The sequence below is a fragment of the Bradyrhizobium sp. Mp19 genome, from assembly GCF_029952935.1.
GTDB classification, from domain to species: domain Bacteria; phylum Pseudomonadota; class Alphaproteobacteria; order Rhizobiales; family Xanthobacteraceae; genus Bradyrhizobium; species Bradyrhizobium elkanii.
Genome location: NZ_JASAUT010000021.1, coordinates 1 through 23,587 on the forward strand (window position 1 = coordinate 1; position 23,587 = coordinate 23,587).

Annotated in this window: 25 protein-coding genes; 11 read left to right on the forward strand and 14 right to left on the reverse strand. The window is 65.9% G+C overall.

Annotated features, from left to right (window positions below):
• Nucleotides 1-83 precede the first annotated feature (83 nt).
• From QJT82_RS22380 to murI, 3 genes are all read right to left on the reverse strand, one after another.
• Complete coding sequence (locus QJT82_RS22380; protein ID WP_028339901.1) at nucleotides 84-473, reverse strand: cupin domain-containing protein; 390 nt, start codon at nucleotides 471-473, stop codon at nucleotides 84-86.
• A gap of 295 nt (nucleotides 474-768) precedes the next feature.
• Nucleotides 769-1,545: an aldolase/citrate lyase family protein gene (locus QJT82_RS22385; protein WP_028339902.1), complete on the reverse strand. Its 777-nt coding sequence runs from the start codon at nucleotides 1,543-1,545 to the stop codon at nucleotides 769-771.
• A gap of 59 nt (nucleotides 1,546-1,604) precedes the next feature.
• Nucleotides 1,605-2,402, reverse strand: coding sequence for a glutamate racemase (gene murI, locus QJT82_RS22390; protein WP_028339903.1), 798 nt, complete (start codon nucleotides 2,400-2,402; stop codon nucleotides 1,605-1,607).
• Between the two features lie 184 nt (nucleotides 2,403-2,586).
• Between murI and QJT82_RS22395 the strand changes: the two genes are divergently transcribed.
• Together QJT82_RS22395 and QJT82_RS22400 are read left to right on the forward strand one after the other, a co-directional pair.
• Nucleotides 2,587-3,150, forward strand: coding sequence for a cytochrome b (locus QJT82_RS22395; RefSeq protein WP_028339904.1), 564 nt, complete (start codon nucleotides 2,587-2,589; stop codon nucleotides 3,148-3,150).
• Nucleotides 3,151-3,342: 192 nt separating this feature from the next.
• The gene (locus QJT82_RS22400; RefSeq protein ID WP_281446656.1) at nucleotides 3,343-4,305 is read left to right on the forward strand and encodes an agmatine deiminase family protein; all 963 of its coding nucleotides are present in this window, start codon (nucleotides 3,343-3,345) and stop codon (nucleotides 4,303-4,305) included.
• 55 nt (nucleotides 4,306-4,360) lie between these two features.
• Here the strand turns inward: QJT82_RS22400 and QJT82_RS22405 are convergent, their stop codons facing one another.
• The 3 genes from QJT82_RS22405 to QJT82_RS22415 all read right to left on the reverse strand — a co-directional run bounded on the left by QJT82_RS22405 (nucleotide 4,361) and on the right by QJT82_RS22415 (nucleotide 7,761).
• A complete protein-coding gene (locus tag QJT82_RS22405) occupies nucleotides 4,361-5,533 on the reverse strand; it encodes a M20 aminoacylase family protein (RefSeq protein WP_028339905.1) in 1,173 nt (390 codons plus the stop codon).
• Nucleotides 5,534-5,735: 202 nt separating this feature from the next.
• Nucleotides 5,736-6,389 carry a response regulator transcription factor gene (locus tag QJT82_RS22410; RefSeq protein WP_028339906.1) on the reverse strand — a complete coding sequence of 218 codons (654 nt, stop codon included), beginning with the start codon at nucleotides 6,387-6,389 and terminating at the stop codon, nucleotides 5,736-5,738.
• Nucleotide 6,390: 1 nt separating this feature from the next.
• On the reverse strand, nucleotides 6,391-7,761 hold the full coding sequence (locus tag QJT82_RS22415; protein WP_028339907.1) for a histidine kinase: 1,371 nt from the start codon (nucleotides 7,759-7,761) through the stop codon (nucleotides 6,391-6,393).
• Between the two features lie 244 nt (nucleotides 7,762-8,005).
• Between QJT82_RS22415 and QJT82_RS22420 the strand changes: the two genes are divergently transcribed.
• From QJT82_RS22420 to QJT82_RS22450, 7 genes are all read left to right on the forward strand, one after another.
• Nucleotides 8,006-8,788, forward strand: coding sequence for a MotA/TolQ/ExbB proton channel family protein (locus tag QJT82_RS22420; protein ID WP_028339908.1), 783 nt, complete (start codon nucleotides 8,006-8,008; stop codon nucleotides 8,786-8,788).
• Nucleotides 8,785-9,474: a hypothetical protein gene (locus QJT82_RS22425; protein WP_028339909.1), complete on the forward strand. Its 690-nt coding sequence runs from the start codon at nucleotides 8,785-8,787 to the stop codon at nucleotides 9,472-9,474. The genes QJT82_RS22420 and QJT82_RS22425 overlap by 4 nt, the downstream gene beginning before the upstream one ends.
• Nucleotides 9,467-10,075, forward strand: coding sequence for a hypothetical protein (locus QJT82_RS22430; RefSeq protein WP_028339910.1), 609 nt, complete (start codon nucleotides 9,467-9,469; stop codon nucleotides 10,073-10,075). Before QJT82_RS22425 ends, QJT82_RS22430 begins: the two co-directional genes overlap by 8 nt.
• A gap of 625 nt (nucleotides 10,076-10,700) precedes the next feature.
• Nucleotides 10,701-10,835 (forward strand): hypothetical protein, encoded by a 135-nt coding sequence (locus QJT82_RS22435; RefSeq protein ID WP_016843141.1) that lies wholly within the window; start codon nucleotides 10,701-10,703, stop codon nucleotides 10,833-10,835.
• Nucleotides 10,832-11,425, forward strand: coding sequence for a TetR family transcriptional regulator (locus QJT82_RS22440; protein ID WP_028339911.1), 594 nt, complete (start codon nucleotides 10,832-10,834; stop codon nucleotides 11,423-11,425). The genes QJT82_RS22435 and QJT82_RS22440 overlap by 4 nt, the downstream gene beginning before the upstream one ends.
• Before the next feature lie 107 nt (nucleotides 11,426-11,532).
• Complete coding sequence (locus tag QJT82_RS22445; RefSeq protein WP_028339912.1) at nucleotides 11,533-12,273, forward strand: metallophosphoesterase family protein; 741 nt, start codon at nucleotides 11,533-11,535, stop codon at nucleotides 12,271-12,273.
• Between the two features lie 5 nt (nucleotides 12,274-12,278).
• A complete protein-coding gene (locus QJT82_RS22450) occupies nucleotides 12,279-13,757 on the forward strand; it encodes a bifunctional serine/threonine-protein kinase/universal stress protein (protein ID WP_028339913.1) in 1,479 nt (492 codons plus the stop codon).
• Between the two features lie 13 nt (nucleotides 13,758-13,770).
• Here the strand turns inward: QJT82_RS22450 and rpe are convergent, their stop codons facing one another.
• Nucleotides 13,771-14,472, reverse strand: a complete 702-nt coding sequence (gene rpe / locus QJT82_RS22455) for a ribulose-phosphate 3-epimerase (protein WP_028339914.1) — start codon at nucleotides 14,470-14,472, stop codon at nucleotides 13,771-13,773.
• Between the two features lie 252 nt (nucleotides 14,473-14,724).
• Here rpe and QJT82_RS22460 point away from each other — a divergent pair, with 252 nt between their 5' ends.
• Complete coding sequence (locus QJT82_RS22460; protein ID WP_028339915.1) at nucleotides 14,725-15,522, forward strand: EF-hand domain-containing protein; 798 nt, start codon at nucleotides 14,725-14,727, stop codon at nucleotides 15,520-15,522.
• A 221-nt stretch (nucleotides 15,523-15,743) separates the two neighbouring features.
• Here the strand turns inward: QJT82_RS22460 and QJT82_RS22465 are convergent, their stop codons facing one another.
• The 6 genes from QJT82_RS22465 to QJT82_RS22490 form a co-directional block, all read right to left on the reverse strand.
• A complete protein-coding gene (locus tag QJT82_RS22465; RefSeq protein WP_028339916.1) occupies nucleotides 15,744-16,739 on the reverse strand; it encodes a P1 family peptidase in 996 nt (331 codons plus the stop codon).
• A 205-nt stretch (nucleotides 16,740-16,944) separates the two neighbouring features.
• Nucleotides 16,945-18,063 carry a branched-chain amino acid ABC transporter substrate-binding protein gene (locus tag QJT82_RS22470; RefSeq protein ID WP_028339917.1) on the reverse strand — a complete coding sequence of 373 codons (1,119 nt, stop codon included), beginning with the start codon at nucleotides 18,061-18,063 and terminating at the stop codon, nucleotides 16,945-16,947.
• A gap of 167 nt (nucleotides 18,064-18,230) precedes the next feature.
• A complete protein-coding gene (locus QJT82_RS22475) occupies nucleotides 18,231-18,980 on the reverse strand; it encodes an ABC transporter ATP-binding protein (RefSeq protein WP_028339918.1) in 750 nt (249 codons plus the stop codon).
• Nucleotides 18,977-19,810, reverse strand: coding sequence for an ABC transporter ATP-binding protein (locus QJT82_RS22480; RefSeq protein WP_028339919.1), 834 nt, complete (start codon nucleotides 19,808-19,810; stop codon nucleotides 18,977-18,979). The genes QJT82_RS22475 and QJT82_RS22480 overlap by 4 nt, the downstream gene beginning before the upstream one ends.
• Nucleotides 19,807-21,132, reverse strand: a complete 1,326-nt coding sequence (gene livM / locus QJT82_RS22485) for a high-affinity branched-chain amino acid ABC transporter permease LivM (protein WP_028339920.1) — start codon at nucleotides 21,130-21,132, stop codon at nucleotides 19,807-19,809. Before livM ends, QJT82_RS22480 begins: the two co-directional genes overlap by 4 nt.
• Before the next feature lie 10 nt (nucleotides 21,133-21,142).
• Nucleotides 21,143-22,060 (reverse strand): branched-chain amino acid ABC transporter permease, encoded by a 918-nt coding sequence (locus QJT82_RS22490; RefSeq protein ID WP_028339921.1) that lies wholly within the window; start codon nucleotides 22,058-22,060, stop codon nucleotides 21,143-21,145.
• A gap of 368 nt (nucleotides 22,061-22,428) precedes the next feature.
• Here QJT82_RS22490 and QJT82_RS22495 point away from each other — a divergent pair, with 368 nt between their 5' ends.
• Entirely contained in the window at nucleotides 22,429-22,575 is a 147-nt protein-coding gene (locus QJT82_RS22495; RefSeq protein WP_162832451.1) for a hypothetical protein, read from the forward strand.
• 94 nt (nucleotides 22,576-22,669) lie between these two features.
• On the opposite strand, the gene QJT82_RS22500 is transcribed toward QJT82_RS22495, so the two are convergent.
• Nucleotides 22,670-23,428, reverse strand: a complete 759-nt coding sequence (locus QJT82_RS22500; protein ID WP_028339922.1) for a hypothetical protein — start codon at nucleotides 23,426-23,428, stop codon at nucleotides 22,670-22,672.
• Nucleotides 23,429-23,587: the final 159 nt, after the last annotated feature.

Genomic DNA, 23,587 nt, shown 5'->3' on the forward strand with positions numbered 1-23,587 from the left:
ATCGTGCTCAACACCGCACCTCTGGTGCGGTGACGGGTGCTTCGCGTCTTTTTCCTTGCAAAAGGACATGGAAGGGGTTCTGCTCACGGCGCTGGTTTTGCCAACGGCTCGCCGGCCTTGACCACGTAGACGCCGAGCACCTTGAGCGGCTTGTCGCCGGACGTCTTGGCGTCGTGCACCGCACCTTCCGGGATCTGGTAGGAATCGCCCGCCTTCAGCTTCAACGGCGGCTTGCCGTCGATCAGAAGTTCGAGCTCGCCTTCGAGCACATAGCCGGTTTCAGCGCCGGGATGGGTGTGACGCCCCGACGCACCCCCGGCCGGAACCTCGGCGATCGCGGTGACCGTGTTGTAGCCCGGCGGAAAATCGACCTTCTGCAGCGGCGTCCGCTTGATGCCGCTCTGCTGCGCAAAGGCAGCGCCGGCACCGGCAAGCGCAATCACGGTGAGACCAAGCAGTAATTTCCTGAACATGCATTTTCCTCCCAACCCGCAAAACTCTAGCAGCGCGGAATCGCGGCGGAAAGCGGGCGATGTGTGATGTGCACTTGCGACGTTGGGATTAGTCCGTTCATCCAACAGCGCGGGTTTGCGCCGCATATTCATGAGCTACTCAGGCGAACGAGCTGTCTCGGCAATGGTGATGCGTACTGTTCACTCCATCGCGGGCGCGGCGCCGGAAGTTGCGCCGCGGTTCCTTCTCGACGTGACGGGAACCTGCTCGCCGGCAGCTGTGAACGAGCGGAGCGCCGCGCGGCCGCGTTGACGCCTACCGCTTGATCCCCGCGAACGCAGCCGCAATGCCGCGCTGGAACAGCGACCAGTCGAAGCCCAGCGCGAGCGCGAGGTAGCCGCGCTCGATCATCGCATTGGCCTGCTCGGCGGTGCGCGCGACGCCGCCGATCGGCACGCCGCTTTTCATGATGCCTTGTTCGGCGCGCTGCATCAGCGCGACCACTTCGGGATCGTCGGGCAGACCGCGCTTGTTGATCGAGGTGGCGAGATCGCCGGGGCCAATCACCGCGAGGTCAATGCCCGGCGTCGCCATGATCTCGTCGATGCGGTTCACCGCATCGACATGCTCGATCGTGATCATGCAGATCATGTCGTCGTCAGCGGTCGCCATGTAGTCGTTCATCGAGACGCCCCAGCGGAATGGCGCATGGAACGGTCCCCAGAGCCGGTCGCCCTTCGGCGGGTAGCGCACGCTGCGCACCGCCTTCACCGCATCGCTTGCGTTGCAGATCATCGGAAAATTGATGCCGAGCGCGCCGATGTCCATCGGTGCCTTGGCGAGATGCGGCTCGTTGGCGGCGATCCGCACCATCGGCACGCAGGGCGTGCCAGAGGTCGCCACGATCATCGCATGGGCGGTGCCGAGATCGATCGGGCCGTGCTCGAGATCGACGATGATCCAGTCCAGCGACTGCGCCATGATCTGCACGGTCTGGATGCTCGGAATGGTCGCGATCGCGCCGAAGGTCGGGCGCTTGTCGCGCCACTGCTTGCGCAGGCGATTGAGTGGCGTCAGCGGGGCTGCGGTCAAATTCGGTCCTCCCTCGAAGGAGAGCAGAGGCTAGCAGCGCGTTGTGACGGCGAAAAGGATCAGGCCGGGACGCGGCCGCCGAAGAATGGCGTCAAGGCTTCCGTCAGCGCGTGCGGGCGCTTCGAGGTGAAGATCATCTCGGCGCCGGCCTGGTCGCTCTCGTGGCGGGCCGGGCCGAGCAGGTCGGCGACGCGGCGTGCGATCGCCGGCGCCGGATCGATCCAGTCGACCGGCCAGGGTGCGAGCCGGGTGAGGCGTTCCAGCAGCAGCGGATAATGCGTGCAGGCGAGCACGATGGTGTCGGTGCGGGCAGGGTCGTGGGCGCCATCGCCGACGAAGCAGGGCGCGAGCTCGGCCGCGATGTCCTCGTCGCGCACGCTCGCGCCGCTGAGGGCGGCCTCCGCCAGGGAGGCGAGCTCGCCGGAGCCGACCAGCGTCACCTCGCAGCCCTGCGCAAAGTCGGAGATCAGCTTGCGGGTATATTCGCGCTTCACGGTGCCCTTTGTGCCGAGCACCGACACGCGCTTCGTTTTCGACGAGGCGCAGGCCGGCTTGATCGCCGGCACGGTGCCGACGAAGGGCAAAGGATAGGCGTCGCGCAGATGCGACATGACCAGCGTGGATGCCGTGTTGCAGGCGATCACGACGAGGTCGGGCGCGTGGGCCGCGATCAGCTCACCGACCAGCGGCACCACGCGGGCGATGATCTCGTCCTCGCCATGGTGGCCATAGGGGAAGAAGGCGTCGTCGGCGACATAGACGTAATGCGCGTCGGGCCGGGCGCGGACGATCTCGCGCAGCACGGTGAGGCCGCCGAGGCCGGAATCGAACACAAGGATGGTCGGGGGAGTGGACACGCGAAAACTCTATCCGAAGCAGGGTTACCATTCAGTTGTTTTTGGCTATCCGACCGCTTCGGCCGACAAAAGGCGGTGAAGCCGGGAATTTCACATGGCCTTGACCGATAGCTGCAAGTATCACGGCAAACTATTGCTACGACGTGTGAAATCCAAAAATGCGGCCGCAAGGGGGCCACGCGACATGATCCGCAATACCGCCGCGAGCTGGGGCTCGCTCGCCCGCGCGTTCCACTGGGGGCTCGGCATCGCCATCATCGGCATGCTGGCCTATGGCTGGTGGATGAACCACGTCCCGGCGCGGGCGGACAAGTTCTTCTACCGCTCGATCCACGCCGATATCGGCTACCTGGTGCTGCTGCTCACCGTGCTGCGGCTGGTCTGGCGCGGCCTTAACCCGACGCCGGCGCTGCCGGCCGACATGCCCGCCTGGCAGCGGATCGCCGCCCGCGTCAGCCACGGCGCGCTCTATGCCGTCACCATCCTGGTGGCGATGCTGGGGTGGGCGCATTCCGGCGCCCGCGCCGAGGATTATTCGAGCTTCTTCGGCCTGTTTCACGTTCCCCAGATCACCTCGCCCGACAAGGCGGCGGCGGATGCCTTTGAGGATCGCCACATCTTCTTCGCCTATGTCTTGCTGGCGCTGATCGTGCTGCACCTCGCCGCGGTCGCCTTCCACCACTTCGTCAAGCGCGACCGTGTCGCCGCGCGGATGATGGGGACAAGCGAAATCGACCCCGCCCGCTAGGCATGGGCGGCCGGCTCGGTGCGTTCCAAAATGGTCGCCCGCGCGGGGACACCTGCGTTACCCTGTGACGAACGGGGGCGGCCATCGCGGTTCGAATGCTCATGAACGATTCTGCACGACATCAAACGAACTGGCGTATGCCGGACGAGGGCGCCCCGCATGCCGCCACCTGGATGGCCTTCGGCGCCGGACGTGGAGCTCTGGGGCACGAAGCTCCTTCCCGTCATCAGAAATAATCTCGCCAGCGTTGCCAAGGCAATCGCGGTCTATGAGCCGGTGAAGATGCTCGTGCGCGAGGAGGACTACGACATCGCCGCGCGGCTGTGCGGTCCCTCGGTCAGCCTCGTCGTTCAACCGCTCGATGATGTGTGGCTGCGCGACACGGGACCGGCCTTTGTGACCAATTCTGCCGGGCAGCTCGGCGCCGTCGGTTTCAATTTCAACGGCTGGGGCAACAAGCCGCAACCGTATGCACGCAAGCAGCATCTATATGCACGCGATGCCAGGGTTGCAGAGCATCTGGCCCGAGCCGCGCAGGCAATCTTCTTGAAGGCCGATCTGGTGCTGGAAGGCGGCGGGATCGAGGTCGACGGTGAGGGGACGGCCATCATCACCGAGAGCTGCGTCCTCAACCGAAATCGCAATCCCGACGTCTCCAAGGCAAAATGCGAAGACGAATTGTCTCGCCTGCTCGGACTGGACAAGATCATCTGGCTGCCCGGCATCGCCGGCAAGGACATCACAGACGGACATACCGACTTCTACGCGCGATTTGCCAGTCCCGGCGTTGTCGTAGCCGGCCTGGAACCGGACCCGTCGTCGTTCGATCATGCGGTGACCAAACGACACCTCGATTTGTTGCGCGGCGCTGTTGATGCGAAGGGCCGGCGCCTGGATGTCGTGGTGTTGCAGGGCCCGTCGACGGTGCGTCCGAAGCACAGCAGCAAGGACTTCGCCGCCGGTTACATCAATTTCTACGTCTGCAACGGTGCCGTGATCGCGCCGGAATTCGGTGACCCGGCGGCGGACCGCAACGCGCGCGACAAGTTGCGCGACCTGTACCCGGACCGGGAAATCATCCAGCTCAACATCGATGGCATCGCCGCCGGTGGCGGCGGCATCCACTGCACCACGCAACAGCAGCCGCGCCTGTGAAAGCTGGCAGCCCGGTCGCGAAGTGAGCGACCGGGCCGTGGCTGCATGAGCGGCGCTAGCCGGCCGGCATCTGCTTCTCGACCAGGCGCACCCAGTAGGAGGCGCCGTGGCCGAGGATGTTGTCGTTGAACTTGTAGGCGGGGTGGTGGCACATCGGACCGTCGCCCATGCCGAGGAAGACGAACGCGCCGGGGCGCGCTTCCAGCATGAACGCGAAATCCTCGGCGCCCATCACCGGCACCAGATTGTCGTTGACGCGGTCGGCGCCGACCACATCGCGGGCGACCTCGGCGGCGACGCCGGCCTCGCGCGCGTGGTTCAACGTCACCGGATACATGCGTCCATAATCCGTCTCGGCCGAGCCGCCATAGGCCTTGGCGATGCTGGAGGCGACCTCGCTGATCCGGCGCTCGACCAGGTCGCGCACACCGGGATCGAGCGTGCGCACGGTGCCGCCCAGCGTCACGGTCTCCGGGATCACGTTGAACGCGGTGCCGGCCTCGAACATGGTGATCGAGATGACAGCCGATTTCAGCGGGTCGACATTGCGCGATACGATCGACTGCAGCGCATTGATGATCTGGGCACCGATCAGCACGCTGTCGACCGCCTCGTGCGGAGCGGCGCCGGCGTGGCCGCCCTTGCCGTGGACGACAATCTTCAACGTATCCGACGAGGCCAGCATCGCGCCCGGCGTGGTCGCGAAGTAACCCTCGGGCAGCCCCGGCATGTTGTGCAGGCCATAGACCTCCTGGATGCCCCAGCGGGTCATCAGCCCGTCGTCGACCATCGCCTTGCCGCCGGCGCCGCCTTCCTCGGCGGGCTGGAAGATCACGACCGCGGTGCCGTCGAAATTGCGCGTCTCGGTAAGATATTTGGCGGCACCGAGCAGCATCGCGGTGTGGCCGTCATGGCCGCAGGCGTGCATCTTGCCGGGAATCTTCGAGGCATAGGCGACGCCCGAGGCCTCCGCGATCGGCAGCGCGTCCATGTCGGCGCGCAGGCCGATGGTCTTTCCCGATGTTGATTTGCGGCCGCGGATCACGCCGACCACGCCGGTGCGCCCGATCCCCGTCACCACCTCGTCGCAGCCGAACTCGCGCAGCTTCTCGGCGACGATGCCGGCGGTGCGATGGACTTCGTAGAGCAGTTCAGGATTCTCATGGAAGTCATGGCGCCAGGCGGCCATTTCATCCGAGAGGGCGGCAACGCGATTGACGATGGGCATGGGGAGCGTCCGTTTCTTGTGAGCTTTGGTGGGTGGCGCAGCGTAGCGTAACCCGCCGACTTGTCACGCGGAATGGCGTCAGTAGCCCCGATGGGGCCAACGGGTCGCGCGAACGCGCGTCCGATGACAGGCTCCGCGCAATCCGGGATCATTCGCGTGCGCAGTCCCCAGATTTCGCTGCGCTGCATCCGGGCTACGAAGTTCACAAATTCGCCAGCCCGCATTCGACGGCGAGGCGGACCAGCTGGGCGTCGGTCCGCATGCCGGTCTTGGCCTTGATGAGGTAGTGATAGTTCTGCACGGTCTTGGTGCTGAGGTTGAGGTTGGCGGCGATCTGCTCCTTGGTGCTGCCGGCCGCCAGCTGCCGGAGGATTTCGATCTCCCGCTCGCCGAGCTGGTCGAGCGCCGATCGGGTCGGCACCAGGCTCTCCAGCGCCAGCACGCGCGCGACGTCGTCGCTCATTGCATGCTCGCCGCGCGCCACCGAGCGGATCGCTGCGATCAGCTCGGCCGGTTCGCTGCCCTTGGTGACGAAGCCGCTGGCGCCGGCGCCGAATGCCGCCTTCACCTGTGCCGCCTCGCTGTGCATGCTGAAGACGAGGATGCGCGCGTCGGCGTCGCGCGCGCGGATGTTGCGGATCGCCTCCAGTCCGCTGGCACCCGGCATCGAAATGTCCATCACCACTACATCGGGCTGGTGCGACTTGAACGCGCGATAGGCATTGGCGGCGTTGTCGGCTTCGGCGACCACGCGGAAATCGTCCTGATGCTCGAGCACGCGCCGGTAGCCCTGGCGGACGACCGGATGATCGTCCACCAGCAGGATCGAGATGCCGCGGGTAGTCACGGTTGTCATCTCAGGCGGCGAGCGGGATCGTGGCGGCGACCGACAGGCCGCGGCTGGCGCGCGCGATCGACAGCGAGCCGCCGAGGGCTGTGACGCGCTCGCTGACGCCGGTGAGGCCGAAGCCCGCGGATTGCGCCACCTTGGCCGCATCGCCGCCGCCATCATCCTCGACGCGCACCAGCAGGGCGTTCTCGCTTCCGGTCCGCCGCTCGATCCGCAGCACGATCTCGCGCGCCGAGCTGTGGCGCAGCGCATTGGTCAGGCATTCCTGCGCGACGCGATAGGCGGTGGCGGCGACCGTGCCGCTGATGTCGGCAAGGTCGCCCTGCAAATCGAGCTGGATCATCGGCTGCGCCGTGCGCGACCGCCAGCTGTCGACGAGATCGACCAGGCTTGCCTCCAGCCCGAGCTCCTCGGCCGGCGGGTGGCGCAGCCGGTTCAGTGTATCGCGCAGGCACGCCATGATGCGGCGCGTCGCCTGCGAGATCATCCGTGCATCCTGCGCAATTTCGGTGCCGGCGGCATACTTGTCCCCGGCGCTTGCCTCGATCGTGTTGGCGAAGGCGAGGATCGCGGTGAGATTCTGGCCGAACTCATCGTGCAGCTCGCGCGCCAGCGTGCGGCGTTCGTCGTTGCGGATTTCGAGCAGCCGCCGGGTCAGCACCGTGCGCTCCTCCTCGGCAAGCGCGAGGCGGTCGCCGAGATCGCTGACCGCACGCCCGATCATTGCGAGCTCCATCGAGCGGACGCGCGGCAGCGGCGTACGGTACTCGCCGTCGGCCATGCGCCGCAGCGCCGACACGATCGAGTGAGCGGGCGCCAGCGTGTGCGCGATCGCAAGCGAAGCGAGCAGCGCGATGGCGAGCGCCATCAACAGCGCGACATGGATGTTGTCGAGAATGTGCTGCCAGGCGAGCGCGATCGCGGCGTCCGGATCGGCGATGGCGCGGACGGTTCCCGCGGTCGCGGCGCGGGCGCTGATCGGCCGCTCCACGGTGGCGTGATCGCCGAGCACCATCTGCACGGTGGCCGCGAACCAGCGCGGCGGCGCCTTGCCGATCCCCTTGCTCTGGCCGCAGAGCGGCTTCTCGAAGGCGCCGGCCGGTTCGAACTGCACGCAGATCCCGGGCGCGATCAGGCCCATGGTTTCGATGGTGCGCCAGTCCGGTGCCGGCAGCAATTGCTCGCGCATCCGGTTGCTGCGCAGCAGCAATTCGCGCCAGTACAGCGCTTCGAGCGATTGCGAAACCCGCTCGGCGGACGCCTGCGTGGCGCGATCGACGCTGCGATAGGCGTCGATCGTGGCCCAGACGGTGGCTGCGCCGAGGCATAGCGCGACGATCACGAGCAGGCGGGCGACCAGTTGAAGCACGAGGCGCATGCGATCACTCCACGGCCAGAGCATGATCCGGAACGGAGAGACGCGGCTGGTCATGCTCAAACGAGAGGTGCGATGCTAACAGCACCGCTGTTCCCCGCCAATCGCAAGCATGCGAAGCTATGCAGGTCGGGAAATTTGCCCGACGAAATCTGGGCAGATGTCTTTGGACGGCGCAGGCCGGCTCTGCTCTAACGGAACGTGAGGCCCGCGCGGAGCCTCACGGAACACAGGGAGCTCACGCAGCATGGATGCCAAGGTCGACGTCGCGGCCGCATCGGCCGGCACGGACGCGGCGGAGCGCAGCGCCCTGCTGCTCTGGATGATCTTCACCGGCCTTTCGGTGTTCGCCGCCTTCCTGCTGTGGCGCTACGGGCTGATCCGCCTCATGATCAGTTCCGACCGCACCTACATTTCCAGCGTCATCGCCGTCCTCTACATCGTCACCTGCATCCATTGCTTCTGGCGGACGCGGGCGATCGCGCGGGAAGGGGAGGTCGCGCGCTCCTGCCGCACCATCCTCGCCGCGCCCGATGGCGCCAGGATCCTTGCATCAGGGGCGCTTGCATCGGATGCGCGCGGCCTGCCCGGCGGGCTCGTCACCGATCACATCAAAAGCCTGGTGCAGAAAGCCGAGGCGCAGGCCAAGGGGCGCATCGACCAGACCCTGCTGCTGCGGACGCTGGCGGACCGGCTGCGCGGGTCCAACGGCTTTGGCGCCTTCGTCTCCGACACGCTGATGAAGCTCGGCCTGCTCGGCACCATCATCGGCTTCATCATCATGCTGGCGCCGATCGCTTCGCTGGATGCCGCCGACAAGGTCGCGATGAAATCGTCGATGGGCCTGATGAGCGACGGCATGGCGGTCGCGATGTACACGACGCTGGCCGGACTGATTGGATCGATCCTGGTGCGGATCCAGTATTACATGCTCGATTCTGCGACCCAGCGGGTGTTTTCCGACGCCGTCGTGCTGACCGAGACGCACGTCACGCCGGCCCTGGAACGTCGCCTTGGTACGCCGTCATGATGGATGAGTTCGGGCTCTATCCGCGCGAGGAGCCGTTCGATCCGCTCGGCGTGATGCTATTCAAGGCGCTGCAGGTCATCGCCTTCCTGTTCTTCCTGGCGCTGCTTGCGGTGTCGCCGGACTCCAAGGAAGGCAAGATCGAATCCAAGGCGGAGTTCATCATCACGATGGACTGGCCGGACAACCATCCTGACGATCTCGACCTGTTCGTGCAGGATCCGGCCGGCAACATCGCCTGGTACCGGCATCGCGAAGCCGGCTTCCTGACGCTCGATCGCGACGATCGTGGTGGCGCCAACGACTTCATCATCGTCAACGGCAAGAAGATCGCCTCGCCAATCCGCGAGGAGATCGTCACGCTGCGCGGCGTCGTCGCCGGCGAATACACCGTCAACGTCTCGCATTTCCAGGCGACGACCGGCGAGCCGGTGCAGGCCAATGTGAAGGTGCAGAAGCTCAATCCGACGGCGCAGGTGATCTTCGACGACAAGCTGACCGTCGATCACACGGGCGACGAGAAGACCGCGGTCAGGTTTCGTCTCGACGCCGAGGGCAAGGTGATCAACGTGGACCGGCGGCCGAAGTCGCTGCTCGAGACCTTCCGCAGCAGTTGGCGCAACGGCGGCGACCTCGATCCGAAAACCGGTGTCCCGAAAAGCGGCGTCAGGGTGCTCCGCAATGATTAGCTTGCAGTCGGTCATTCTCACGCTTGCGGTCGCATACGCGGTGGTCGGTGCGCTGCTCCTGATCGTGCTGGTCTATGCGCGACTGCACTGGTCGCTGAAGGCTGTCGTCATCGTCGTGACCAGCGCGTTCTACTTCGTCAGCTTCGGCGGCATGCGCGGTCTGCTCGGCTGGGCGTCCGCGGAAAAATTGCCGGCGAACTTCAAGCTGCTGTCGACGCGGATCGTGGAGCCGCATTCGCTGGAGGGCGACTCGGGCTCGATCTATCTCTGGGTCGAGGAGCTCGACGAGGACAACCGGCCGAGCGCGATCCCGCGCGCTTTCCGCATTCCCTATAGCGAGGCGTTGGCGGAGCAGACCCACACCGCCGAGAACGAGATCAAGGCCGGGCATCCGCAAGGCGGGCGGGCGGCGGATTTCGGCGGCGGCGACGGCACCATCATGGACTTCGTCAGGGAGTACATCACGCCGAAGACGATCGTGGAGACCACCGGCGGTGATTCCACCACGGGGACGTTCGTGGCCCCGCCGGCCGGCGCGCAAGGGTCGGTGTTCACGCCGCTGCCGCCGCCCCGGATGCCGCCCAAGGACGCGCAGCAATAGCGGGATGCCTGCCCAGGAGGGTGGCATAAAAATAGGGATCGGCAATAATCAGTCAGCGGGGTGGACAGTAATCATCCGGAATTCCTCAATTCCCTGAAGTGTGTAGTCTTGGGGCTAACCGGGGCTAGATTTTATCCCCAAGCCATTTTTCCCGGCAAAGGGGCCGCTGCGTGAAGCGGCCCCTTTCGATTCCGGCGGCAGGGCACGGTGAGGGGCCGGCGCGGTGGAGCGGGCTTACAGCACCGTCAGGAATGCGATCGCGAGAACCATCAGCCACCCGACAATGACGAGCGAGACCACCGCGCCCGCGGTGATCTTGGCGATCTCCTTCAAGGTCATTGGCCGGTCCATGCAAACCTCTCCTGGGTAGCCCTGAGCGAGACATAGGCGCGGACTGGCAGATCGCCCCGGCTGCTCACGGAACGTTGTAGCGCCCATGAGCCAGGGGTGGGCCCTTCCGGAGGCCCAACCTGTCATTTCACAAAATATTGTCTGACAGATATTGAAATCTGTCAGCGGGATGGTGTATACACTCACCAGCCCCAAGGGAGGAGGGCGCCCAGTGGCTGTTCCGGCGTTGGCCGGGGAGCCGGACTTAATTTGACTACCTCGAAGGACTACCTCCATGACCATAGAAATCTTTCAATTGACCGCCCAGATTCAACAGTGGCTCAATCTTCGCGTCGCCCGCCACTTGGCCGCCCAGGCCGCCAAGTTCACCCGCGGGCAGGACAGCGATAACCAGACGGTAAACGCATGAACGAGGCGGTGGTTTTGACACCCGAGCGGATCCTCGAGGCAACTGAGGATGTCTTGAGGCGCTTCGGGCTGACCAAGGCCACCGTTGTCGACGTTGCCCGTGCGCTGGATGTCAGCCACGGCAGCGTCTACCGTCACTTCCCCAGCAAAGCCTCGCTGCGCGATGCCGTCGCCAAGCGCTGGCTCGACCGCGCCAACGAGCCGCTGTGCAAGATAGCGGCCGGTTCAGGCCCGGCGCCGGAGCGGCTGGAGCAATGGCTGCGCACCGCCTTCACGATCAAGCAGAAGAAGGTCTGTGACGATCCCGAGATGTTCGCGACCTATCTGGCGCTGGCGCAGGACGCGCGTGAGGTGGTGGAAGCCTACAAGGACAAGCAGGTCGACCTGATCGCGAAAATCCTGTCCGACGGTGTCGCGCAAGGCGTGTTCGAGATCGACAATGTGAAGGCGACCGCGCGTGCCGTGTTCGACGCCACCGTCCGCTACCATCACCCGGCGCATGCCGAGGAATGGGCCAAGCCCGAATGTCCGTCGCGCATCGATGCGCTGCTGGCCCTGCTGCTGAAGGGCCTGCGGGTCTGCAAGCCCTGACCGCCCTTTCTGCCGACATCCTCTGACCACCTGATGCCTTTGGCCCGATTGCGAGCCCGGGGCCGCGTGTGCTTGATATCGGATAGGGATCAGCAACGCGGAACACGATGCGGCTTGCACTGTTCGCCGATATTCACGCCAACCGGCAGGCTTTCGCCGCCTGCCTCGACGCTGCGCATGCGCGCGGCGCCGAGCGGCTGATCTGCCTCGGCGATATCGTCGGCTACGGCGCCGATCCGGAATGGGCCGTCGATACGGTGATGGACCTCGTCGCGAAGGGCGCGATCGCGGTGCGCGGCAATCATGACAATGCGATCGGCGTGCCGAGCGACAGCATGAATGCCGAAGCGCAGGCCGCGATCGACTGGACCCGCGGCCGGCTCAGCGGCGAGCAGAAGGAGTTCCTCGCCGAGCTTCCGATGTCACGGCAGGAGGACAACAGGCTCTACGTGCACTCCGAAGCGTCGGAGCCCACGAAATGGCGCTATGTTCGCGACACCGCCGACGCCGCGCGCAGCATGATGGCCACCGAGCTGCAGATCACGTTCTGCGGCCACATCCATCGTCCCGGCCTCTATTCGATGTCCTCGACCGCCAAGATGACGAGCTTCGTTCCGACTTCGGGTATCGCTGTTCAGTTGCTGCCGGGGCGGCGCTGGCTTGCGGTGCTCGGCTCGGTCGGCCAACCGCGCGACGGCGATCCCGCGGCGTCGTTTGCGATGTTCGACACCATAAGCCGCGAGATCACCTATCATCGCGTGCCCTACGACGTTGCGACCGCGGCGGCGCGGATCAAGGCGAGCGGCCTGCCGCACTGGCTCGCCGACCGTCTGCCGCTCGGCCGGTGACGCCGATGGCGGCGCTGGCGATGCAGGCGGGCGCCGAGATCGACGGCTTCACCATCGGCGAACGCGTGCACCGCGGCGGCATGGCGACGCTGTGGAGCGTCACCCATCCCGGCATCACCGTGCCGCTGCTGATGAAGGTGCCGCTGACCTCGGAGGGCGAGGATCCGGCCGCGATCGTCAGCTTCGAGATGGAGCAGATGATCCTGCCGCGGCTGTCAGGGCCGCACGTGCCGGCCTGTTTCGGCACCGGCGACTTCGAACGCCAGGCCTATGTGGTGATGGAGCGCATCCCCGGGCAGACGCTCTACAAGCGGCTCGGCGAGCTGCCGCTGCCGTATGAGGAGGCGAGGGTGATCGGCGGCAAGGTCGCCACCGCGCTCGCCAGCCTGCACCGGCAGAACGTCATCCATCACGACATCAAGCCGAGCAGCATCATGTTCCGCGAGCGCGGCGAGGCGGTGCTGATCGATTTCGGCCTCTCGCACCACCGCCATCTGCCCGACCTGTTGCAGGAGGAGTTTCGCCTGCCTTACGGCACCGCGCCCTACATGGCGCCGGAGCGCCTGCTCGGCGTGCGCGACGATCCGCGCAGCGATCTGTTTTCGCTCGGCGTGCTGCTCTACTTTTTCACCACCGGCGTCCGCCCGTTCGGCGAGACCGAAAGCCTGCGCGGCATGCGCCGGCGGCTGTGGCGTGACCCGTATCCGCCGCGCCAGCTGAAGCCCGACTATCCGCCATGGCTGCAGGAGATCGTGCTGCGCTGCCTGGAGATCGACCCCGCGGCGCGCTATCCGACCGCGGCGCAGCTTGCCTTCGATCTCGGCCATCCCGATCAGGTGAAGCTGACGGCGCGGGCGCAGCGGCTGAGCCGCGATCCGCTCGGCACGGTCTGGCGCCGCCGTTTCAATCTCGGCGCGGTGCCGCCGCGGCCGAAGTCCGATGTCGCGGCCCAGCTCGCCTCGAGCCCGATCGTTGCTGTCGCGCTCGATATCGGCGAGGGAGCCGAGGCGCTGAACGACACCATCCGCGTCACCGCCGAGCGGGTGCTGTCGACCTCGCCGTCGGCGCGACTGGCTTGCGTGAATGTGCTGAAGCTCAATCGCCTGGCGATCGACCGCACCCATGACGAGCAGGGCCAGAACAAGCACGTCGACCGCCTGGTGGCGCTGCAGCACTGGGCGCGGCCGTTCGGGCTCGAGGAAGGACGGCTGACCGTGCATGTGCTGGAGGCGATCGATCCCGCCGCCGCGATCCTGGAATTCGCCGCGGTCAATCTGGTCGACCACATCATCATCGGCGCGCGGCAGAACTCGCCGCGGCGTGCGCTGCTCGGCACCGTGTCCGCCAAGGTCGCGGGGGAGGCGCCGTGCACGGTGACCGTGGTGCGGCCGTCGCGGCTGGCCTCGCAAGCGGAGGACGGCGAGGGCGATGAGGCGGCGGACCAGGCGGCCAATGCCGCGGTCACGCCGCCCGCGTTGTTCTAGTTTCTCCGGATCATCAGATCGCCTCGCCGCGTGCCTCGGCCGCCGCATGGCGGATCGCGGCGATGTTGGTCTTGTAGGCCTCGACGGTGCCGCCCTTGAACACGGCGGACCCCGCGACGAAGGCGTTGGCGCCGGCGGCCGCGAGCTGGCCCGCGACGTCGGGCGCAACGCCGCCGTCGACCTCGATATCGATCGGGCGGCCCGCGACCATCGCCCTGACGTCGCTGATCTTGCCGATCGCCGAGCGGATGAAGGCCTGGCCGCCGAAGCCGGGATTGACCGACATGACCAGCACGAGGTCGATCAGGTCGAGCACATATTCGATCGCGCTCGCCGGCGTTGCCGGATTGAGCGAGACGCCGGCCTTCTTGCCGAGCGCGCGGATTGCCTGCAACGAGCGGTGCAAATGCGGGCCGGCCTCGGCATGCACCGTGATGTGGTCGCAGCCCGCCTTGGCGAACGCCTCCAGGTAGGGATCGCAGGGCGAGATCATCAGATGGGCGTCGAAGATCTTCTTGGTGTGCGGCCGCATCGCCTTGATGACGTCGGGGCCGTAGGAGATGTTCGGCACAAAGTGTCCGTCCATCACGTCGAGATGGATCCAGTCGGCACCGGCCTGGTCGACGGCGCGGACCTCCTCGCCGAGCTTTGAGAAATCCGACGCCAGGATCGACGGAGCGATAACGAGGGGACGCGGGGTGAATGACTGAGTCATGTCAGCTGTTCCGGAAGACTTCAGGGGGCGACGGGTGAGCCCGCCTAACATGCGGACGCGTGGCGGGCAATGCGAACCGACGGCGCTCCGGGATCGGAAAATTCTTCCGCCGGCGGCAGCTCTTGCCGGGTGCGCGGAACCCGCTTCGACGCGGGACCGCCTGGTTTTACTGGGTTTTTGCCATGGCACGCCCCTTGCTCAGCCACTGACCAGCGTTTGAGCCGCCAGGCGCGGCCCTGTTGGAGTATTGCCATGCTGTTCGCCCTTGGCGCTGCGTCGTCGGCCATTGACCTCTTGAGCTCGCTGATGTCGTCGAAGTCGACGACCCAGACCGGCAGCTCCGGTCAGGGGAGTCAGACCACCGGCCTGTTCGCCCCTTCGACCGGTACCTCGACGTCGACCGGCAGCAGCACCGGCACCGGCTCGGGCAGCGGCTCCGCGCAGATTTCACCACTGACGATGGGCGCGCTGATTTCCGCGCAAAGCCAGTCGCAGACCGCGGTTTCAAACAGCCCGACGGCGGCCAGCCGGTCGGATGCCCTCAAGGACCTGTTCTCGCAGATCGATGCCGACGGCAACGGCAAGATCACCCAGTCCGAATTCGAGAACGCGCTCGGCGCCGGCGGCACCAACACGGCGCAGGCCGACGACGTGTTCTCCAAGCTCGACAGCAATGGCGACGGTAGCGTCAGCCTCGACGAGATGTCGCAGGCATTGCAGAGCCATAAGGGCGGCGGCCATCATCGCCATCACATGGCCACTGGCTCGACCGATGGATCCGGCTCCGGCAGCGGCGCGGGCGGATCGAGCTCAGATCCCTTGATGCAGGCGCTGGACGGCGCGACCTCGACGTCGGTGACCAACAGCGACGGCTCCACCACCACGACGACGACCTATGCCGACGGCTCGAAGGTGGCGATGACGACGCCAGCCGCATCCTCCGCGACCCTCAACGCGGCCTCGTCCTACAATATCGTCGAGCAGCTGATCCAGCGCCAGGCGAAGGCGATCTCCGCGCAGAACTTCGCTGCGATCTCGGTCAGCGCGTAACACATTACGCTATCTGAGACAGCGTAGCCGCGAGCTCCGCCTCTCCCCGCGTGCGGGGAGAGGCCGGAACGCATCGCTAGATGCGTTCCGGGTGAGGGGAGTCTCCGCGAGTCCGTCTGTCACCCACGATGCTGAGGCAGCCCCTCACCGCAATCCTCTAAGAGCGAGCTTGGCTCGTCTCGACCCCGTAAGAACGGGGCGAGGGAGCACACGGCCTTCGCCTAACCGAATCTGTCCCGCCAGCTCGGCAAAGCGCCGGCGAATGGCAGCGCGGTCGCCGAATGGACGCCGCGGGCGATGGCGCGCGCCACCGTGTTGGCGGCGAGCGCACCGAGCTTGGTGAGGCCGAACAGCGGATCGATCGGCTTGGCGCCGGTCGCGGCGGCAAACACCACGTCGCCGTCGAGCGGGGCGTGCACCGGATAGATCGCGCGCGCCATGCCGGTCTGCGCGATCATCGCAAGCCGCCGCGCCTGTGGCTTCGTCAGCTGCGCATCGGTCACCACGACGACGAGGGTGGTGTTCTCGGCGGCGCTGGCGTCGGCGCCGCCCTTCAGCCGCGGCTTCAGCATGTCCGGCGTGAACGAGGGCGGCAGGCCGCGCCCGCCGAACTCGCCGCCGACCTCGAACGGCGCCGCCCAGAACCAGGGGCCGCTGCCGACCGTGACGCTGCCGACCGCGTTGACCACCGCGAGCGCCGCCACCTTCACACCGTCATCGGTCACGTCAGACGCCGAGCCGAGGCCGCCCTTCAGATTGGCCGTGGTCGCGCCCAGGCCGGCGCCGACGCTGCCGAGCTCGAAGGCATCAGAGGCCGCATTGGCCGCCGCGTAGCCGAGATCGCGATAGGGCGGAAAGCGTCCCCACGCCTTGTTGCCGCCGTTGAGCAGGTCGAAGCAGATCGCGCCCGGCACGATCGGGATCACCGCATCGCGGATGCGGAAGCCGCGGCCGCGCTCGGCGAGCCAGGCCTGCACGCCGCCGGCGGCATCGAGCCCGTGCGCCGAGCCGCCGGACAGCGCGATGGCGTCGATTGCCTCGACGACGTTGTGCGGCGAAAGCAGCGCTTCCTCGCGGGTGCCGGGACCGCCGCCGCGCACATCGATCGAGGCGACCGCCGACCGCTCGAACAGGATGGCGGTGACACCGGAGGCGACCGTGGGATCGTCGGCATGGCCGACGGCAACGCCGGCAATATCGGTGAGAAGGTTTTTCACGATGGGTCCATCCGCCTGCTGTCCGATCGATCCGGTATAGCAGCCGCGACGGATAAGCAAAACGCCCTGGCTGGACCGGGGCGTCTAGTACTCTGTCCCCGTCATTGCGAGCGAAGCGAAGCAATCCATTATCACCGATCGCGCGGAAGGATGGATTGCTTCGTCGCTTCGCTCCTCGCAATGACGGCGAAGGATGGGGAGTCGATCAGGAGCCCTTCGGATTGATCTCGGTGTAGTTGCCCTTGGCGTCCCACTTGTAGACGACGTAGTCGATCGCCTTGATGTCGCCCTTGGCGTCGAAGGCCATCTTGCCGAGCACGGTGTCCCACTCGCCGGCCTTGATGGTGTCCATCACCTTCTTGGCGTCGGTCGAGCCGGCCTTGGCGACTGCCTGCGTCCACACCTGCATCGCGGCGTAGGTGTAGAGCGTGTAGCCCTCGGGGTCGATGTTCTTGGCCTTGAACTTCTCGACGATCGCCTTCGCGGTCGGCTTGTTGCGCGGGTCCGGACCGAAGGTGAACAGCGTGCCTTCGGCGGCGGGGCCGGTGATCGAGGCGAACTCCTTGTCGTTCATGGCATCGCCCGCCATCAGCACGGTCTGCAGGCCCTGGTCGCGCATCTGGCGCAGGATCAGCCCGGCTTCCTGATGGTAGCCGCCGACATAGACCAGATCGATGTTGTCGCGCTTCAGGCGCGAGACGATCGAGTTGAAGTCCTTGTCGCCCTTGTTGTAGGACTCGAACATCTTCTCCTGGAAGCCGGCCTTGTTCAGCGCCTTCTTGGTCTCGTCGGCGAGGCCTTTGCCGTAGGTGGTCTTGTCGTTCAGGATCGCGACGTTCTTGCCCTTGTAGTTCTTCATGATGTAGTCGGCGGCGACCAGGCCCTGCTGGTCGTCACGGCCGCAGACGCGCGCCACGTTCCAGAGCTTGCGCTCGGTGAACAGCGGGTTGGTCGAGGCCGGGGTGATCTGCAGCACGTTGGCGTCGGCATAGGCCTCGGAGGCCGGGATCGAGGACGACGAGCAGAAATGGCCGGCCACGAACGGGATCTTCGAAGAGCCGATCTTTTCCGCGATCGAGCGCGCCTGCTTCGGATCGCAGGCATCGTCGTCGGCTTCCAGCGCGAGCTTCTTGCCGAGCACGCCGCCGGCGGCGTTGATGTCGGCGACCGCCTGCTCGGCGCCGTTCTTCATCTGCCGGCCGAAAGCGGATTCGGAGCCCGTCATCGGGCCCGCGACTGCGATGGTAATGTCTTGCGCGAACGCGCTCGCCGATAATGCGAACGAGGCGCCAAGTGCCAGGCCGATGAGCTTCAGTGATTTCATGAGACGTCCCTCGTGGTCGTTGCCTCTTGCGGGAGGGGCCCGGCACGCCGGGCCCCAAAACCGCGGGCATTCTCAGCTGATTTCGCGGCGAAGTCACCGGCAATTTTCAGGCAAATCGACGCTGCATCCGCCGCGTCTTGCTTGCGGGGGCGGCACGGAACGTTAAGCTAGCCGCGGCGGCCGCCTTCCAGATAGGCGGCGCGGATTTCCGGGCGCTGCAGCAATTCGGCGCCGGTTCCGGCCAGCGTGATCAGGCCGTTGACCATGACATAGCCGCGATGGGCGAGCTTCAGCGCGTGGTTGGCGTTCTGCTCCACGATCAGCACGGTGAGGCCGTCCTGCCGGTTCAGCGTGCGGATGGCGTCGAAGATCTGCCGCGCGATCAGCGGCGCGAGCCCGAGCGAGGGCTCGTCCAGCATCAACAGCCGCGGCCGGCTCATCAAGGCGCGGCCGATCGCCAGCATCTGCTGCTCGCCGCCCGACAGCGTGCCGCCGCGTTGTGCGACGCGTTCCTTCAGGCGCGGGAACAGCGCGAACACCCGCTCCAGCCCGGCTGCGCGTTCGGCCTCGCTGCACTCGGTGGCATCGGCGCCCATTTGCAGGTTTTCCGCGACGCTCATGCGCGGAAAGATCCGCCGGCCTTCCGGCGATTGTGCGATGCGCAGCCGTGCGATCTCGTGGGTCGGCACGCCGGTGATGTCACGGCCGTCGAATTCGATGGCGCCGGCGCGGGCGCGCGGCCTGCCGAAGATCGTCATCATCAGCGTCGACTTGCCGGCGCCGTTGGCGCCGATCAGGGCGACGATCTCCCCGCGATTGATCTCGATATCGACGCCCTTCAGCGCCTCGATCTTGCCATACGCCGCGCGCACGCCGCGCACCGCGAGCAGGGGTGTCGTTGGCTGTGCCGCGCTCACGTGCCGCTCTCCATCACGGCGATCGCCTCTTCCTCGTCGGCGCCGAGATAGGCGGCGATCACCTTGGGGTCGTCGCGCACCGTCTGCGGCGTGCCTTCGGCGATCTTGACGCCGTAATCCATGACCACGACGTGATCGGAGATCTCCATCACGACCGACATGTCGTGCTCGATCAGGAGGATCGAGGTGCCCTGTTCGTTGCGGATCGACAGCAGCAGTTCGTTGAGCCCGCCGCTCTCGCGCGCGTTCAGTCCGGCCGCCGGCTCGTCGAGACAGAGCAGCGCAGGTTCAGTGCACATCGCGCGCGCGATCTCGAGCCTGCGCTGGTCGCCATAGGGCAGGTTGCCAGCGGCATCGTCGGCGCGGTCGAGCAGGCTGACGCGCGCGAGCCAGGTCCGCGCCAGATCGATGGCGCGCTGCTCGGCCTCGCGCCAGGACGGCAGGCCGAGCAGTCCGAGCAGGGTCAGGCCCGAGGCGCGCATCAACGCGTTGTGCTGGGCGACCATCAGGTTTTCCAGCGCGGTCATGCCGGGAAACAGCCGGATGTTCTGGAAGGTGCGCGCCACCTTGGCCTGCTTGGAGATGCGGAAATCGTTCAGCCGCTCGAGCTGGATGGTGCGGCCGTCGTCATGGGCGAGGCGGATCGCGCCGCCGCTCGGCCGGTAGAACCCGGTGATGCAGTTGAACACTGTGGTCTTGCCGGCGCCGTTCGGCCCGATCAGCGCGGTGATCTTGCGCCGCTCGGCGGCAAAGGACAGCTCGTTGACCGCGACGATGCCGCCGAAGCGCATCATCAGGCGGTCGACGGTGAGGATGTGGTCGCCGCTCATCCGTGGCCCTCCTTGACGAGGTCGGACGAGATCGCCTGGTTGCGTTCCAGGAACACGGTCGGCGAGCGATGGCCGATCAGCCCGCGCGGCCGCCAGATCATCAGCAGCACCATCGCCATGCCGAACACCAGCATGCGGTATTGATCGAGGCCGCGGAACAGCTCGAAGCCGCCGATCATGGTCAGCGCGGCGAGCGCCACGCCAAGCTGCGAGCCCATGCCGCCGAGCACGACGATCGCCAGCACCAGCGCCGATTCCTGGAAGGTGAAGGATTCCGGGCTGATGAAGCCCTGCCGCGTGGCGAAGAACGCGCCGGCTAAGCCGCCGAACATCGCACCGGTCGCGAACGCCGTCAGCTTGGTCGTCGTGGTGTTGATGCCGAGCGCGCGGCAGGCGACCTCGTCCTCGCGCAGCGCCTCCCAGGCGCGGCCGATCGGCAGCCGCCGCAGCCGGATCGTCACCCAGTTGGTGATCAGCGCCATCGCCAGGATCAGATAGAACAGGAAGACGAGGCGGTGGGTCGGCGAGAATTCGATGCCGAGCTTGGCGGCGAGCCCGTCATCACCCGCCGTCAGCGGAATGCCGAACATGGTCGGGCGGGGAATTCCCGAGACGCCGTTGGGGCCGCCGGTTAGGCTCTGCCAGTTGATGATGACGAGGCGGATGATCTCGCCGAAGGCGAGCGTCACGATCGCGAGATAGTCGCCGCGCAGCCGCAGCACCGGGAAGCCGAGCAGCACGCCCCAGAACGCCGCCAGGATGCCGGCAAGCGGCAGGCAGACCCAGAACGACAATCCGAAATTGGTGGCAAGCAATGCGTAGGAATAGGCGCCGACCGCGTAGAAGGCGACATAGCCGAGGTCGAGCAGGCCGGCGAGGCCGACCACGACGTTCAATCCCCATCCCAGCATCACATAGGTCAGGACCAGGATCGACAGGTCGAGAATGTAGCGCTGGTTGTAGAAGATGACAGGCACGAGGAACGTGAACACCAGGAGCGCCGGCGCCAGCCAGCGGCCGGCGAACGACATCGCCGATTGCACCGGCTTCGGCACGACGCGGTCCTTGTCGACCGGTCCCCACCATTGCCGCAGCAACTCGACGACGATGCTGCCGCCGAACACCGCGCCGACGAGGGCTGCGAGGTCGCCGAACCGCGTCCAGTAGATCAGGCCGCCCTGTGGCCCGGCCTCGGTGCGAATGCCGATCATCAGCGAGAACAGCACCAGCGCGACAAGGGCGCTGATCAGGGCTTTCTTGAGAATGAAGGCGCTGCCCGAGGGCTGCGCGGCGTGCGAGGGGCGGGCTGAGGTCGCGCTCACGAAGTGCCTGTCAGACTTTTTCGACTTCGGGACGGCCAAGCAGGCCGGTCGGCATGAAGATCAGCACCACGATCAGGATCGAGAACGCGGCGACGTCCTTGTACTCCACCGAGAAATAGGCCGACCAGAACGTCTCGATCAGGCCGATCGCGAGCCCGCCGAGCATCGCGCCCGGCAGCGAGCCGATGCCGCCGAGCACGGCGGCGGTGAACGCCTTGATGCCGGCGACGAAGCCCATGAAGAAATCGACCAGGCCGTAATACAAGAGATACATCATGCCTGCGACCGCGGCGAGCGCGGCGCCGATCACGAAGGTCATCGAGATGGTGCGGTCGACGTCGACGCCGAGCAGCGCGGCCATGGTCTGGTCCTGCTCGCAGGCGCGCATGTCGCGTCCGAGCCGGGTGCGCGAGACCAGCCAGGTGAACAGCGCCAGCACCACGATGGTGGCCAGCACGACCATGATCTGGATGTTGGAGAGCTGCACGGCGAAGCCCGACGAGCCTTCATGCAGCGTATAGCCGCCGGTGATGATCGGCGGCACCGGCTTCACCCGCGCGCCCTGCGACACCTGCGAGAAATTGGTCAGCACGAACGACATGCCGATCGCCGACAGCATCGGCGCCAGCCGGAACGAATGCCTTAAGGGCCGGTAGGCGATGCGTTCGATGGTCCAGCCATAGAGCGCGGTGATCGCCATCGAGACCAGCAGCACGATCAGCAGGATCAGCGGGATCGCGGTGAGGCCGAGCGACACCAGCACCAGGAACGAGATCAGCGCGATGAAGCCGCCGATCATGAAGATGTCGCCGTGCGCGAAGTTGATCATGCCGACGATGCCGTAGACCATCGTGTAGCCGATGGCGATCAGGCCGTAGATCGAACCGAGCACGAGGCCGTTGATCAATTGCTGGGCGAAATAATCCATACGCTGCCGTCAGAGCCTGTTCGGTTGAGAACCGACCAGGCTCTCGTGTTGATCTGGACGCGCTTTCTTCACGCGAACCGGTTCCCACTTCGCTCGAAAACGCTACGTCGAGGGTGACGCGGCGAGGGCCCCGGCAGCCTGATCCGTCGCGTCGTGTCGTTTTCTAACAGTGGAACCCCGGGCGCGGCAACAGCGTGGCAGCAGCAGAAAGGGCTTGTACATAACTAGTTTGGCGGATGCGGTTCCGATGTCACAGGGCCGACATGGCTTTGCCCTGCAATGATCACGCCGGAACCCGTGTTCCCCGAGAACCGCGCTTCCGACGCGCGCGTTGTCCCCAGCTTGATGAAAGCAAAGGGAGTAGCTGAATGAGCAACCCAAATCAGAATCCGGGACAGCCGAACCAGAACCCCAATCAGAAGCCCGGCCAGCAGCAGCAGGGCGGCGGCCAGAAGCCCGGCCAGCAACAGCAGGATCCGGGCCGGCAGGGCCAGAAGCCCAATCCGGAGCGCTAATTCGGACAATTGAGCCGAACTAGCGGGGAGGCCTCGCCGAAAGGCGAGGCCTTCCTTGTTCAGGCTTAAATCCTTTTCGCTTGGGCTGTCTTGTTCAGGCCAACTGGTCGGCGAAGCGGCCGCGGAAGGCGTACGAACCGAAATGCGTAAGCTCGCTTCGAAGGTCGAGCCAGATTTCGCCGCCGAGATCGATCCAGCGCCGGCAGAACGCGTAATCTTCGGACAAATACTCGCCGGTCGTCTTGTCGATCATGCATTCGAACAGCGACACGCGGTCGAGGTCGGCGCGAACCAGGTCGCCGGTGTTCAAGTCGTTGGACTTGTGGTTCGCCCGATATTTGAGTTCGGGATGGGCGTCGCACAGTCTGACGAGGGCGGATCGCTTCATCATGAGAAAGCCGGTTCCGGCATATCGGACCTTGGCGAAGCCGTCGCCGCGCGCCGTGATCTGGTCGCCCTCCCATGTGACGACATAGTCCAGCGAGGATGACGCGAGGTTCTTGCGCTTGGCCTCCGCAGCCCGCTGCACCTTGGCCCAATCGATGTGCTTGAGCGGATAGGCCGCGGCCGAAACGTCAGTGCCGCAATCCAGCAGCCGGAACACGGACTCGGGTTCGAACCCGATATCGGCATCGATGAACAGGAGATGGCTGGCGCCGGATGCAAGGAATTGGTGGGCCAATTCGTTCCGGGCGCGGACGATCAGCGATTCGTTTCCGATCAGATGGAACTGGATGTCGATGCCCCGGGCCGTGGCCGCAGCCTGAAGCTTCAGGGCGGACAACACATAGGCCATCTTCAGATCGCCGCCGTAGCAGGGCGTTGCGACGAAAACGCGCGTTCTTTCGGTCATTTTACCCCCTTTATCCCGGCTGGCGCCGATCTCGCGCCGATCCCGGCCGGGCCCCGATCGCATCGATCCGGAACCATCGCATCGCGCTTAACCTTAACAAAGGGTTTAAATTGCTGCCGGCAATTGATCGGCGTTAGCTCGCGCCCTGAAGCGTCGCCG